At 58.0% G+C, this 13,602-nt stretch carries 8 protein-coding genes; 2 read left to right on the top strand and 6 right to left on the bottom strand.

The window, feature by feature from the left end:
* The first annotated feature begins 20 nt into the window (after nt 1-20).
* Nucleotides 21-941 (top strand): ABC transporter permease, encoded by a 921-nt coding sequence (locus NQZ67_RS15395; RefSeq protein ID WP_257447395.1) that lies wholly within the window; start codon nt 21-23, stop codon nt 939-941.
* Nucleotides 942-956: 15 nt separating this feature from the next.
* Nucleotides 957-2,807 carry an oligopeptide ABC transporter substrate-binding protein gene (locus NQZ67_RS15390; RefSeq protein ID WP_257447392.1) on the top strand — a complete coding sequence of 617 codons (1,851 nt, stop codon included), beginning with the start codon at nt 957-959 and terminating at the stop codon, nt 2,805-2,807.
* 81 nt (nt 2,808-2,888) lie between these two features.
* Here NQZ67_RS15390 and NQZ67_RS30635 read toward each other — a convergent pair whose 3' ends face one another.
* The 6 genes from NQZ67_RS30635 to bcp form a co-directional block, all read right to left on the bottom strand.
* Entirely contained in the window at nt 2,889-5,201 is a 2,313-nt protein-coding gene (locus tag NQZ67_RS30635; RefSeq protein WP_257447389.1) for an AraC family transcriptional regulator, read from the bottom strand.
* Between the two features lie 46 nt (nt 5,202-5,247).
* Complete coding sequence (locus tag NQZ67_RS15380; protein WP_257447386.1) at nt 5,248-6,126, bottom strand: carbohydrate ABC transporter permease; 879 nt, start codon at nt 6,124-6,126, stop codon at nt 5,248-5,250.
* A gap of 13 nt (nt 6,127-6,139) precedes the next feature.
* The gene (locus NQZ67_RS15375; protein ID WP_257447384.1) at nt 6,140-7,045 is read right to left on the bottom strand and encodes an ABC transporter permease; all 906 of its coding nucleotides are present in this window, start codon (nt 7,043-7,045) and stop codon (nt 6,140-6,142) included.
* Nucleotides 7,046-7,129: 84 nt separating this feature from the next.
* Nucleotides 7,130-8,788 (bottom strand): type 2 periplasmic-binding domain-containing protein, encoded by a 1,659-nt coding sequence (locus NQZ67_RS15370; RefSeq protein ID WP_257447381.1) that lies wholly within the window; start codon nt 8,786-8,788, stop codon nt 7,130-7,132.
* A gap of 180 nt (nt 8,789-8,968) precedes the next feature.
* Nucleotides 8,969-12,583, bottom strand: coding sequence for a polysaccharide lyase family 8 super-sandwich domain-containing protein (locus NQZ67_RS15365; protein WP_257447473.1), 3,615 nt, complete (start codon nt 12,581-12,583; stop codon nt 8,969-8,971).
* A 283-nt stretch (nt 12,584-12,866) separates the two neighbouring features.
* On the bottom strand, nt 12,867-13,343 hold the full coding sequence (gene bcp, locus NQZ67_RS15360) for a thioredoxin-dependent thiol peroxidase (protein WP_257447379.1): 477 nt from the start codon (nt 13,341-13,343) through the stop codon (nt 12,867-12,869).
* Nucleotides 13,344-13,602 lie beyond the last annotated feature (259 nt).

Genomic DNA, 13,602 nt, shown 5'->3' with positions numbered 1-13,602 from the left:
GAGTTTCAGAGGTGAATCCCATGTTGAAGCTTTCCACGAATAAGGCGTCGCCGCAGGCTCGGCCGCGGCAGCCTGCGGATAAGAGCCCGTCGGGCCTATCAATCGTTTGGCGCGAAATCGTCCAGGACAAAATCGCGCTCGTTTCGTTTATTCTCGTTGCGGCCGTGACCCTCTTCGTGTACGTGACCTCTCTTCTGCTCGATCAAGATCAGATTGTCAGAGTCGACTTGTTCGCGCTGAAGCAGCCTCCTTCCTCCGAATTCTTGCTCGGCACCGACCAGGGAGGCCGCGATATATTCGGCCAGCTGATCATCGGCACAAGAAATTCGCTGACGATCGCCATCGTGGTCACGCTGCTCACAGGCATCATCGGGGTGCTGGTCGGCCTCGTCTCCGGCTATTTCGGCGGAACCATCGACAATCTGCTCATGCGAGTCGTGGATTTCTTTATGATCCTGCCGTTTCTTATGGTCGTTATCGCGTTTATTACCGCCGTACCCAACTATGGAATTACGGCCTTTACGCTTATTATGACAGCCTTCCTATGGCTTGGCATCGCCAAGCTGATTCGATCCAAGGCGCTGCAGGAGAGGGAGATGGAGTACGTCCAAGCGTCCCGAACGTCAGGCTCCTCCCATCTGAAAATCATGTTCGTGCAAGTGCTTCCGAATCTTAGCTCGATCATCATTGTGACGATGACCTTGAATCTCGCGGCCAATATCGGGCTGGAATCCGGACTCAGCTTCCTGGGCTTCGGCTTCCCGGAGAGCACCCCGAGTCTCGGCACGCTTGTAAGCTATGCCCGCAACCCGCAGACGCTCGAGATGAGATGGTGGATCTGGCTACCTGCGTCGATACTGATTCTGGTATTGATGTTGTGTATAAATAACGTCGGTCAGGCGGTCAAACGAGCAGCCGACGCAAGACAAAGAAAAGGATAAAGGAGGAAACGTATTATGCGCAAAACGATTCGCTCGAAATCATGGCTGCTGCTCACGCTCTCATTATTCCTGGTGCTTGCGGCCTGCACGTCGAACAATGGCGGCAACGATCCATCCCCCTCGCCTTCCGGCAGCCCCGATGCATCCGCTTCGCCTTCGCCTTCGGCCAGCGCGCCGCCGGCCGCGAACGAGGACGGGTTGTTCAACATCAGCGACTTCAGCAACAAGAAAACCAATCAGGGGGAACCGTTGAAGGGCGGCTCGCTAAATTACGGCCTCGTATCCGATACGCCGTTCGCCGGGACGTTAAACTACGTATTCTACAGCGGGACGCCGGACTCCGAGGTGCTGGGCTGGTTCGACGAAGGCATGCTCACGTGGGACGCCAGCTACGTCTATACGAACGACGGACCGGCCACCTATGAGGCGTCGGAAGACGGCAAAACATTCACCTTCACAATCCGAGACAACGTCAACTGGCACGACGGCCAGCCGGTGACGGCCGAAGACTGGCTCTTCGCCCATGAGGTCATCGGCCATCCCGACTATGACGGTCCGCGCTACGATTCCAACATGACCAACGTCGTCGGCATGGAGGAATATCATGACGGCAAAGCCGACACGATCTCCGGCATTGAAGTGCTGGGCGACAAGCAGCTGAGGATTACATACAAACAGGCCACGCCTTCCCTCATCACGGGCGGAATATGGACCTACCCGCTGGCGAAGCATATCTTCGGCGATATTCCGGTAGCCAAGATGTCCGCTTCGCCGGAGGTGCGCGAGAAGCCGATCGGCATCGGGCCGTACAAGGTGGAGAGCATCGTGCCGGGCGAGTCGGTCGTCTATGCGAAGAACGCCGACTACTGGCGCGGCGAGCCCGCATTGGATAAGGTCGTGCTCAAAGTCGTCAATCCGTCCAACGTCGTGCAGGAGCTGAAAAGCGGCGGAATCGACATCGTCGGCGACTTCCCGATCGACCAATTCCCCGACAATGCGGATATGTCCAACGTCGAATGGCTCGGCGTCGTCGATCGCGCTTATACGTATATCGGCTTTAAGCTGGGCAAGTGGGACGCGGAAGCCGGCCAAGTGGTGCCGGACGCAAACGCCAAGATGGCGGACGTCAATCTCCGCAAAGCTATGTGGATGGCCGTCGACAACGATCTTGTCGGCAAGCGTTTCTACAATGGCTTGCGCTGGAACGCTACGACGCTGATTCCGCCGTCGCATCCGGAATATCACGACGCTTCGAACCCGGGCGTCACTTACGACCCGGAAGGCGCCAAAAAGCTTCTGGAGGAAGCCGGCTACAAGCTGAACGGCGATTTCCGGACGAAGCCGGACGGAAGCGAGCTGACCATTAACTTCATCTCCATGACAGGCGGCGAAATCGCCGAACCGCTCGCCCAATACTACGTCCAGTCTTGGAAGGATATCGGACTGAACGTCAACCTGGAGATGCTCGAATTCAACACCTTCTACAATCGGGTAGGGGATACGGGCGAAGACGATCCGTCGGTCGACGTCTATCAGGCCGCCTGGTCGGTTGGCATCGACGTCGATCCTGCAGGACTGTATGGACGCGACGCGCTGTACAACTTCTCGCGCTTCGCAAGCGAAGAGAACGACCGTCTCATCGCGGAGGGCATCTCCGAGAAAGCCTTCGACAAGGCCTACCGCCTCGAAGTCTATAAGGAATGGCAGGAGCTGATGGTGAAAGAGATCCCGGTGTTCCCGACGCTCTACAGATCGGCTCTGGCGCCGGTGAACAACCGGGTTCTGAACTACGCCATCGGCGACGGCACGGGCATGTACGTCTACCAAATCGCGGTCAGCCAGGATCAGCCATTCGTGGCCGAATAAGTAAGAAACTAGGAAGCCTGCGCTGGATATCGCGCAAGCAAGAAGGGTCTTCGTTCCCGCGGGAACGAAGACCCTTGCTTGTTAATGGGGATATGCTTGAACGGACGTATTCTGCCGGAATTGGCCGGGCGTGACGCCCTCGTATTTCTTGAAGACGCGAATAAGCGATTGGCTGCTTGCGAAGCCGCATTGCTCGGCGATCGCGCCGATCGGCTCTTCCGACGCCTCGAGATGCCCCTTCACCTTCTCGATCCGGCGTTTGTTAATGAAATCCACCAGATTCTCGCCGGTCTGCTCCTTGAAGAACCTGGACAGATAGCTGGGGTTGATGCCGAATTCCAGCGAAATGCTGGTTAAGCTTATGTTCATGTCCGTCAGATTGTCGAGCACGTAGTCGACGACCTCGTTTTTCAAATCGGCGTTGTGGCTTTTCTTCTTCTGCTGCAGATAGTCGCATACCTCTCTCAGAAGCGCCACGATTTCCGCTTCCATCTCGGCGAACGTTTCGCAGTCGGTAATCTTCTTGATGAACGCCGTCTTCTCGACGCGGATTTCGTTCGTGGTCAGCTGGAACTGCTCGACCGCCTTCAGCATCGTGCCGACGACCTCGAACATGAGCAGCTTGCCGACCTGAATGGACAGCGTCCCCTCCGAGAAATTCGTCATCAGGATGCGCTGCAGCACGTCCGACGCTCCTTCATAGTCGCCCGACGCCATCAGATTGATCAGCTGCCGCTCCGCGTCGAGCGGGTAATACAGCTCGTTCTTCGGCTTCTTGATCGCCTCGAAGGCAATGACTTGGCTGGCGCCCAGCACCAGCTTATATTCGAGCGCCTCTTCCGCTTCCTCATAGCAGCGGGGAATCGACGACCACATCGTATGGATATCGCTGAGGCCGATCGTGAGGCGCATAAAAAACTTATCCTGCAGGAAGCTCCGCAGCTCCGCCGCCAGCTCCATCAGCTCCGTCTTCGCTTCCGCTTCCTTGTTGCGCATGTTCAGGAGACACGCGATCATGCCGTCCGACTCCGCGAAGTAGACGCCGCAGCGGCCGGCCGCCATGTCCATGGCGACGTTCGTGACGATGTGGGAGACGAACTGCAGCTTCTTCTCCGCGTCCAGCTCCTGATTCGACCGGAACAGCGCGCTATAATCCTCCACCTGGAGCAGCATAACGGCGAAGCGGTCTTCCTCGAAGCGCAGACCATAGGACTCGAACGCTTGCGCCAGCGCGGCGTTCGTGTCCACTCTTCCTTTCATGAGCCGCAGCAGGAACCGGCTCCGCAGCATGCCGTCCTGCTCCTTCATGCGGCGGTTCGCCTCGTCCTGGAACGCCGCGCTCTCCGTCATGAACGATTGCAGCACCGCGTATTCGTTCTGCATCCCTTTCACGTTCGCCTTCACCTTGCTCGAGACGAAGTCCATCATGCTGCGGATCGGCGCGTAATTGCGCCGGTTCAGCAGGTACGCGGACAAGCCGCCGAGGAACAAGCACAGCGCCAGCGCGATATACGTCAGCGTGCGCAGCATTTTCACCTTGGCGAGGTATTCGGACTCCGGGACTAAGGAGATATAGGTCCAGCCGGTCTTCCCCGACTTCACGTAGGAAACCGTCGCCTCTTCCCCGCCTACCTCCGCCGTCATATACCCGCGGCTCCCTGTCATGCCGCCCAGCGGAAGCTCGGGGATGCCGGATGCCTCGCCGGTGGCCATAATCGGCACGCCGTCGCGATTCAGCACGTAGACGGAGCCGTGGCTCGACAAGCCGAAGCCGTCGATCGACTGCTTCAGCCGCTCCTGGTTCAGCATGACGAGCAGCGTCGCGGGCGCCGAACGAATCTCCTGAAGGGGCAGCGACTGCACGTAGACAAGCGAGTTTTCCGCCTCCTCCGCGCTCCCGTTCAGCGTGAGGAACTGTCCGGCATTGCTGGCATGGACAAGCTGCTGCCAATCCTCGAACGAAATGCCCGAGTTTTTGTGGAACACGGTGTACAAATCGTCGGCTCCCATGTACGTATTCGTCGTCAGGGCATAGTCAGTGTCCAGCAGATACACATAATAGTCCCAAATGTTGCCGTTCGTAATCGTGTAGGTGCCAAAGCTCTTGATCATGTCTTTGGTATGGAACTTCGCGCCCACCGATTGAAATTCCTCGCGGTGCAGGTAGGCCGTAACGGCAGGCTCGTAGGACAGCTGCGTCCCCAGCTTCTGAATGTCTCCCAGACTGTTGTCCATGAACTGGCTCACTTGGTCGAGCAGCCCGTCGTTCGCCCGCCGGACCTCGCCCACGAGCAAGCTTTGCGAACGCATCAGGACCAGCATCGTAATGACGATGGGAATAAGCAATACGATCAGATAGGATAGCAGCCAGACTCGATAAACCTTTTGCTTCACGTCTACTCACCGCCAGGAATGGTTTTACGTTCAAGTATAACCGAAACTACTCTTTCACGGCACCGATCATGACGCCTTTGACGAAGAATCGCTGCAGGAACGGATAGACGAACAGGATCGGCAGCGTCGCGACCATGATCGTCGCGTACTTGATGCTCTCCCGGATGCCCTGCTGATCGCCCATCGCGTCGCCGAGCTGCATGGCGCTCGTGTCGTTCTGGACGAGAATCTCGCGCAGGATGAGCTGCAGCGGGAACAGCTCGCGGTCCCGGATGAACAGCATCGCGTTGAACCAGGAGTTCCAATGCCCGACGCCGTAATACAGAATCATGACGGCGATGACCGGCATGGAGAGGGGCAGGACGATACGCAGCAGGATGCCGAATTCGCCGGAGCCGTCGATCTTCGCCGACTCGATCAGGCTCTCCGGTATCGCCTCGAACGACGTCCGCATGATAATTAGGTTCCACGTGCTGATCGCCGCCGGCACGATGAGCGCCAGCATGCTGTTGCCCCACCCGAGCCAGTTGTTGACGAGCAAGTACGTCGGAATGAGTCCCCCCGTAAAATACATCGTAAAGATGATGCCGATCATAATCGGCTTGCGGAGCATGAACTTCCGCGACAATCCATAGGCGCCCATCGCCGTGAGCAGCAGATTGAGGGCCGTGCCGAACACCAGAATGAACAGCGTATTGCGATAGCCGCTGAAGATGTTCGGATTGGCGAGCACGCGCTCGTAGGCTTCCAAGTTGAAGCCAAGCGGACCGGCCAGCAGGCCTTGATGGGCGATAAGCCGGTTCGAATCGCTGAGCGACGCCATAATGACGTGATAGAACGGGTATAGCGTAACGACGATTAGCAGCAGCATAAGAGCCGCGTTCGTCCAGTCGAATAGACGGTCGGACACCGTGCGTTTGATCATACGGAGAGCCTCCTTACCATAACCGGTTGCCCGATACGCGGCGCGAGAACCAATTGGCGCCGATGAGCAAGACGAAGTTGATAACCGCCTGGAACAAGCCAACGGCCGAGGTGAAGCTGTAATCCTGCCCCTCCGCGATACCCTTGCGGTAGACGAAGGACGAGATGACGTCCGCCGTCTCATAGGTGTTCGGATTATAGAGCAGTATGATTTTTTCGAAGCCGATATCCATCATGCCGCCGATGCGGAGGATAAGCAAAATCATGATAATCGGCACGAGGCCCGGCAGCGTAATGCTCCACATCTGGCGGAACCGTCCCGCTCCGTCCACCCTTGCCGCTTCGTACAGCTCCGGGTTAATGCCGCTCAGCGCGGCCAGGAAGATGATCGACGACCAGCCCAGCTCCTGCCAGATGCCGGACGTGACGAAGATGGAGCGGAAGTTGTCCGCGCTTCCGAGCAGGGTGCTTCGCTCCCCGCCCAGCCATTCGATGATGGTGCTGACGATGCCGTCCCGGCTCGTGAAGTCGAGGATCAAGCCGCAGATGACGACGAGCGAGATGAAATGCGGCAAATACGAGACGGTCTGCACGATGCTCTTGAACGTCTTCTTGCGAATTTCGTTCAGCAGAATCGCTAGGATGATCGGCGCGGGAAACCCGAAGACGAGCTGATAGACGCTGATCAGCAGCGTATTGCGAATGACGCGCCAGAAGTAGATGCTGTCGAAGAACGCTTGGAAATTTTCAAGCCCGGTCCAAGGACTGCCTAGGATGCCTTTGGAGACGCTGAAGTCCTTGAAGGCGATGATGGAGCCGTACATGGGGAAATATTTGAAAATCACGTAATAGAGCACCATGGGCAGCACCATCAGATAAATCGCTTTGTTCCGGCTGAGGTCTTGCATGAGTTTCTGCATGGCTTCGCACTCTCTCTTCCGCGGATGATGTCGGTCGCTTGGGAAAGCGAGAGCGGAAGGTGGTCCCTTCCGCTCTTCTCCCGCTTATCTCTTATTGAAGCGGTCATAGGCGGCTTGCTGGATTTCGATCGCGCGCTCGATGCCCATCTTCTTGAACTGCTCCACCGCGCCGTCGATGTCGTCCACCGACGCGCTGCCCATAATGATCTGCGTGACGATTTCGTCGCGGTACGTGTTAATGTCGGTCATGATTTTGCCGAATTCGTCCGCTTCCTCCGGCGTCAGGGATACCGGCGGGATGAGGACGGTCGCCGCGTTGTCCGCGAACTCCGCGTATTTCTTCGCCGCTTCCTTCTGCGTATCCAAGGCGTAATATTGCTCGTTGTAGCGGTCGTCGTCCGTGCCTACGAAGGCGTAGTTCGCGATAAAATACTTGGCCATCGCCTGACCGATCGGCAGGCCGTCCGGGTTTTTCAAAATCAGGTCCGTATAGACCGGCTGATTGTCCGCCAACGTATACGTCGTGCCTTCCACGCCGAAGTTTTTCAGCATGTGTCCTTCTTCGCTCAGCAAATAATCAAGCGCTTTGATCGTCTCCGCCGGGTTCTCGTTCGCGGATGTCAGCATCGCGCCCTGGTTGGCGTAAGCCCAGCTCGTTTCCGTGAACCTCGGCTCGTCGCCTTTGTTCAATACCGGGTATTGCACCGCCGACAGCATCGCGTTCGGTTCGCTCTGCTGCAGAGCCGGCAGCCAAGTGCCGATGCTTCCGCCGATGTATCCGAAGGAAGCCGCCGCTTTGCCGGACGACATCTTGGCGTCCTTCGCTTTGCCGTCGTTCGTCGCGTAATCCGGATCGATGAGGCCTTCCTTGTACCACTGCTGCATCTTCGCCAGGTACGTCTTGAACTCCGGCTGCAGCGGGCTGTAGACAACCGAGCTTCCGTTCAGGTAAAACTCTTTGCCAAGACCGTAAGCGCCCATGAAGTCGTACGAGCTTTTCGTGCCGAGCAGCGTGCCTTTCTCCGACGTGTACGGAGCGATGCCCTTCTTCTCCTTGATTGTGCGGAGCACGTTCTCCCACTCGTCGATCGTCTCGGGCTGCTGGAGCCCCAGCTCGTCGAGCCAGTCTTGGCGAATCACTTGGCCTGCGAACGTCTTGTATTTGCCGTATTCGCCTACTCTTAAATGCGGAAATACGTAGATGTCGCCATTATCCGCTTTCACCTGCCGCGCGACGTCCGGATTCTCGTCGAGGATCTTCTTCAGGTTGGGCGCGTGCTCGTCGATCAGCTCGTTCAGCTTGATGATCGTGCCGTCCTGGAACAGCTTGGAGGGACCGCCCTGGATATTGTTCGTTCCCCATACGATAATGTCCGGGAGATCGTTCGAAGCAACCATGACGCCGAACTGCTGCACGACGTCCGCGCCCGCTCCCGTCGGATGCTCGAACGAGAACTTCACGTTCGTCTTCTTCTCCCATTCCTGAACCATGAGCACGTCGCTGAGGCTCTTCACGATCGCCGACGCGTTCGGATTGAGAGGCGTCCACAGGCTGAGCTCGGTCGCTCCGGCCGGCGCTTCGCTTTCTTTATTTGCAGCCGCGTTCGTGCCGGACGCGTTCGCATCGGATGCGTTATTCCCTTTGTTGCTGCCTTCGTTGCCGGAGCATGCAGCGGCCATTACGCTGAAGACCATAATGATCGCAAGAAGAAGAATGGATTTGTTACGGAACTGTTTGCCCATGCGTGTAACTCCCCTTCGTTATGTTGTAAGGCCGGCGGCGACTGCCCGCAGCTGCCTTACCCCCATCCTAGCCCGGCTGCCGGGGACTGTACAGGTTCAATGTTTGCCCTCGGGTATGATATTTTGACCTTTGCGATTCGCATTTCTTGACGTTCGATTACCGATTTTGACAACGCTTACTTACGAAAGGATAAGCGACGGCCGGCTGGATACGGTCTGGTGGCTGCGGGAAGCGTATTGCGCCCAGCCATTCGCGCCGTAGGAGGCGCTTGCCGACAGAATCTCGAGCGCCAGCTTCTTGCTGCCCGCGACCGCGGCGTTCACGGCCGCCGTCACGTCGATCTCGACCGGCATGCCGGCAGCAGGCACGTTCCACGAAGCCAGCGGCTGGATCGCCGCCGGCTTGTTGCTCCAGGTAAGGCCGGTCTCGGTCCAGGACGAGGACGCGAGATTCGCCTGATGCTGCATGCCGGACATCCCGGACGCCGTGACGGTCAAGCGGAGCTTGGCGCTTGTGACGGGCCCGCTTAATGCCGCGAGGTCGAATTGGATATAGGATTGTCTGGCGTAGCCCGCTCCGTCGGCTTTGACTTCAAGAATATTGGTCGTGCCGTAATTGGTATTCGCGTAGCTTCCGTCGCGCACGAAAGCGTCGGCGGAGGCTTCAATGGACGTCGTCTGCGGCGGCGTGCCTAGCGCGAGCTTGATATGATGCGTCTTCCCTCTGGCGCCGCCGACGCTCGCCGTTATCTTGATTGTCGGGCCGAACTGCGTAACCGCGATGGTTGGATCCTTCGAGATGACGCTTGCCGCGGAACGATGAATTTCCAGCTCGATCGTGCCCGTGTTCAGCATGGTCGGATCGGACAAAGCAATGTCGATCGCGCCCGCCGTTTCGATGGTCATGACGGATGCCTTCTTATTGCTCGTCAGGAAGGGCGCGCCTCCCGCGTCATAGAGCGTGTTCGTTCCGTCCGTCCAGAAGTTGGCTCCCACGGCGTTCAGCGTTGTTTCCTTCACAGCCTGCAGCGAGGCCGTATTGCTTAACACCTCGATGGGGGCATTCGCCGCGTACGCGCCGACCTCGGCTGGGCTCTTGCCCGGGAGCAGGGCATAGGCATACGAAGCGTTGCTCGGGTTCGTGCCGTGATTCATCGTGAGCGTCATGTAGTTTTCCGTCAGCATCTCCTTGTAGCCGGTCAAGACAAGCTTCGGACGATACGTCGAGTTCGGATGCTCCTTGGACGCGTAGTACACATAGGAGTCCGAATCGTAAGGCGAAGAGGCGTATACGCGTATCGAGACCGTCTTGCTGCCGCTCGCCAGCGCCTGCTGCACGGCCGACGTCACGTTAATGGTAACCGGAGCGCCAGGCATGATCGTCGACCACTGCTGCGCCGGCGACAATGCCGTTGAAGACGGCTTGCTGCTCCATGTAATGCCCGATTCCGTCCACGCCGACGCGTCCACCAGCTCCGCCTTGTGCGTGATGGCATTCGCCGTCGGGCCTTTGGAGGTTGGCGTCAGCTGTATCGTCGCGCCGCTTATCTGGGTATTGTCCGGTACGATGCCGCTCAGGTCGAAGGTCAGATACGACTCCCGGGCGTAATGGCCGGAATCGTTCTTCACGACGAGCTGCGCGTTCGCGCCCTGATTCGCTTCCCCGCTTCGGACGTAAGCGTCCGCCGTTGCCGCCGCGTTCACGGTCGTCGGCGTTGCCGTGTTAATGTCATGCCAGGTACCCGTGCGGGACTCTCTTACTGCTTGAACCGTTGTGCCTTGCGGAAAATAGTAGCCGATGCTCGCACCGTTGCCGGACGTGTTGCCTTGCAGGTGAATCCAGCTTGTGCCGCTCAAGCTCTGCGACCAGCCCAGCGTGGGAGGCTTAGCCGCACCGTTCACTGTCAACGCGTTAGTGCCTGAAGCGGTCAGCTTCCGGTTATCGATGACGGTCTCGACGCGTCTGGGCGCTCCGTCCCAGCCATTGCCCGTCTGCCCGCTGTTCGTAATGCCCGCGCCAAGCGCGACGATCTCGTCGTCGAACATGAACCACGATTTGCGGGCCGTCAGATTGGACGGGGTCAGTACCGTGCCGGCGGAGTTCCGGTCGCCCGACGCCTTGAAATCCATGCCGCTTGCGCCGTACAGCCCGAGCAGCTCCGCTCCTCCGACCCATGCGTTCGGGCTGACGTAATTGGTCCAGCTCGCCGCGTTCGTTCTCGTCTGCGTGTCGACCGTCGTGCCCGGCAGCCTGTATCGGTTGACCGTCGGCCAATAGTTGACGTACTGATCGGGATCCTCGTTGTAGAGGTAGGTCATGCCGTCGCCGGTATACCAGCCTTGAATGTTGTTGTTATTGCCGGACTCGTAATTCGCGATGCGGCTCGACGACATGCTGAGCCCGAATCCGAAGCCGGGGCGCAGCTGCACGGCGCGGTCCATGTTCGGGTATTGCTTCTGCATGACGAGCTCGCCGCGAGCCGGAACGGATGTATTTTGCATAAGCGACTTCGCCTGAAGGTACAAGTAGACGGACGCGCCGCTCATATAGGAGTTGCGGGAGTCCTCGAGCAGCCATTGCTTCACCATGCTCTGCATGGCCAGTCTCGGATTGGCCGGGTAGCCGGAGCCGATAGCCGCATTCGTCGTCGGAGCGGACGGAATGAGGTAGAGGATGGCGCTGATCAATCCCGCTCCCGTAAGGGCCGGATGCTCGCTTCGCTTGTCAAGCGGCACGATGGCCGGACCGAAGGCGATGTTGCGCCCCCGCACCATGTCCATGATGTTGCCTCCGTACATAAGCGGCTCGACGGCGTCGAAGATCCAGCGGTACACGTTTGTTTTCCGAGGATCGGTTACGCTCCAGGTCGACCCTTCCAGGACGGACAGCAGCTGGCCGAGCCCCCCGAGCAGCGAGGAGCCGTAGCCCCCAATGTAGGGGAAGTTGCCATGCTGGATGAAGGAGCCGTCTTCATAGAAGCCGTCCCCGGAGGTCACATACGGAAAAATATCGCTGAGCGAATCCCGAGCCGCGCCGATCTTCGCCCCGTCCTTCACGATGATGCCCCGGAGCGCCACGCTGTAGGCCTGATCGGAGAGGTTCGCGCCCGTCATGGGCGGCGCGCTCTGATTGACGGCCGGATACGTCGACTTCTGGACGGTCCGGGCATAGGGATCGGGAATGAAACGGTTCACGGCGTTCATGTAGTTCGTGATTTGCGTCTGCGTCAGGTCGTTGTACATGAGCGCCGTTATTTTGGTCAGCGCCTGCGGCGTTCCGATCTGCCAGTGGAACCAGTTGCCGTAAGGCGTCACGGTCTCGTTGTATTTGTTCGCGTAGAGCCAGTCGAGCGCGCTGATGACGTCGTTCTTCAGCTGCTGGTTCCCTTGCAGGGCGGAGCCGGGCATTTTGTAGGCGGTAATCATGGAGAGGAGCCGGTTGTAGGAATTCGTCATATGGCCGGATACGGCCGTCATATCCGTTCCCGTGAAGTCGTTATCCCGCCATAGATAGGTACGGTTCGCCGTATCCCGATTCAGCAGATCCCAGCTTCCGGAGCCTTCCGCGCATGGTGCGGCGCTTGCGCATGAGGTCACGTTCCCTGCGATCGCGTTCAGCTTGGATTGCAGCTCGGCATCCGTCACCGGCGTCGTGTAAGCGCTTGCCCCAAACAGCAGCTGAACCCACTTCTCTCTAAGCGTATCGAATTCGTCTCCCGCCGCTTGCGCTTGCACGGCCGAAGACGGCGGTCCCGCAAGCGCCCCCGCTTGCAGCATGGACAAACAAAGCAACATCACGCACATCCTCTTCCATTGGCTCATCCGTTTCACATCGTTCACCCTTTCCGTTTTTTTGACAAACAGGGTATCGCCTCTCGAACATAAAGCCTCGTCGCGCAGGCGCGCAATGTTCATTTCTTGATGGCCGTATCGATTTATTGAGATCCTTCCAGACGCTAGGACAAATGGGGAAATGGGCACGTCCTGCTTCACGTCCTGCTTCAAATCACATATGCAAAATAGAAACCGCCCCGTGAAAGGGCGGCCTCGTTTATTCATTGCCTCGTTATGGATTCGCTTATTCTTTCACAGCCGCCAGCACTTCGGACGCATGTCCCTCGACGTTCACGCTGCGCCAGTCGCGGACCAGTACTCCGTTTTCGTCAATCAGGAAGGTCGAACGTTCTACGCCGATGTAGTTTTTCCCATTCCAGCTAAGCTCCTTCCACACGCCGAACAGCTCGGCAACGCGATGCTCCGTATCGCTGAGCAGCAGGAACGGCAGGCTGTATTCGGAGATGAACTGCTCGTGGGAAGCCAGGTCGTCCGGACTGATGCCCACGACCTCGGCGTTATGCTGGGCGAACTCCCCGTTGAAGTCGCGGAAGTCGCAGGATTCGGCCGTGCAGCCCGGCGTCATATCCTTCGGATAAAAGTAGATGACGAGCTTCTTTCCTTTGTAATCGTCGAGCGAAACTTGCTTCCCGCTCGATGCCAATAGCGTAAAATTCGGTACCTTCTCGCCAATCTTTACGGTTTCCGTGCTCATGTTCATTCCTCCTTGGATAATGGATATAACGTTGCTGATGCGCGGTGGCCGCGCTAGTAGTGAAACATTATTGATGCGCAGCGGTCGCTGCGAGCGGGATCATTCTTCCGATCGCTGTTGTAGTTGGATTCCATTATTAGAGGTTCCAAAGTAGGAATCCAACAACAAAGGCGAGCACTTCGTTTCTCCAAAACGATCCCGCTCTCCGCTTGTTATGCGGCATGACGCCAATTAAACAACTTTGCTCGCTGTGCCGAATAGCGAC

Source organism: Paenibacillus soyae (genome assembly GCF_024623455.1).
Classification (GTDB): domain Bacteria; phylum Bacillota; class Bacilli; order Paenibacillales; family Paenibacillaceae; genus Pristimantibacillus; species Pristimantibacillus soyae.
This window is presented reverse-complemented; position numbering and strand designations above follow the sequence as displayed.

Excerpts from the sequence above, each read along its gene's own strand:
- NQZ67_RS15395 (WP_257447395.1), top strand. The coding sequence starts at position 21 with ATGTTGAAGCTTTCCACGAATAAGGCGTCGCCGCAGGCTCGGCCGCGG.
- NQZ67_RS15390 (WP_257447392.1), top strand. The coding sequence starts at position 957 with ATGCGCAAAACGATTCGCTCGAAATCATGGCTGCTGCTCACGCTCTCA.
- NQZ67_RS15380 (WP_257447386.1), bottom strand. The coding sequence starts at position 6,126 with ATGATCAAACGCACGGTGTCCGACCGTCTATTCGACTGGACGAACGCG.
- NQZ67_RS15375 (WP_257447384.1), bottom strand. The coding sequence starts at position 7,045 with ATGCAGAAACTCATGCAAGACCTCAGCCGGAACAAAGCGATTTATCTG.
- NQZ67_RS15370 (WP_257447381.1), bottom strand. The coding sequence starts at position 8,788 with ATGGGCAAACAGTTCCGTAACAAATCCATTCTTCTTCTTGCGATCATT.
- NQZ67_RS15365 (WP_257447473.1), bottom strand. The coding sequence starts at position 12,583 with ATGTTGCTTTGTTTGTCCATGCTGCAAGCGGGGGCGCTTGCGGGACCG.
- bcp (WP_257447379.1), bottom strand. The coding sequence starts at position 13,343 with ATGAACATGAGCACGGAAACCGTAAAGATTGGCGAGAAGGTACCGAAT.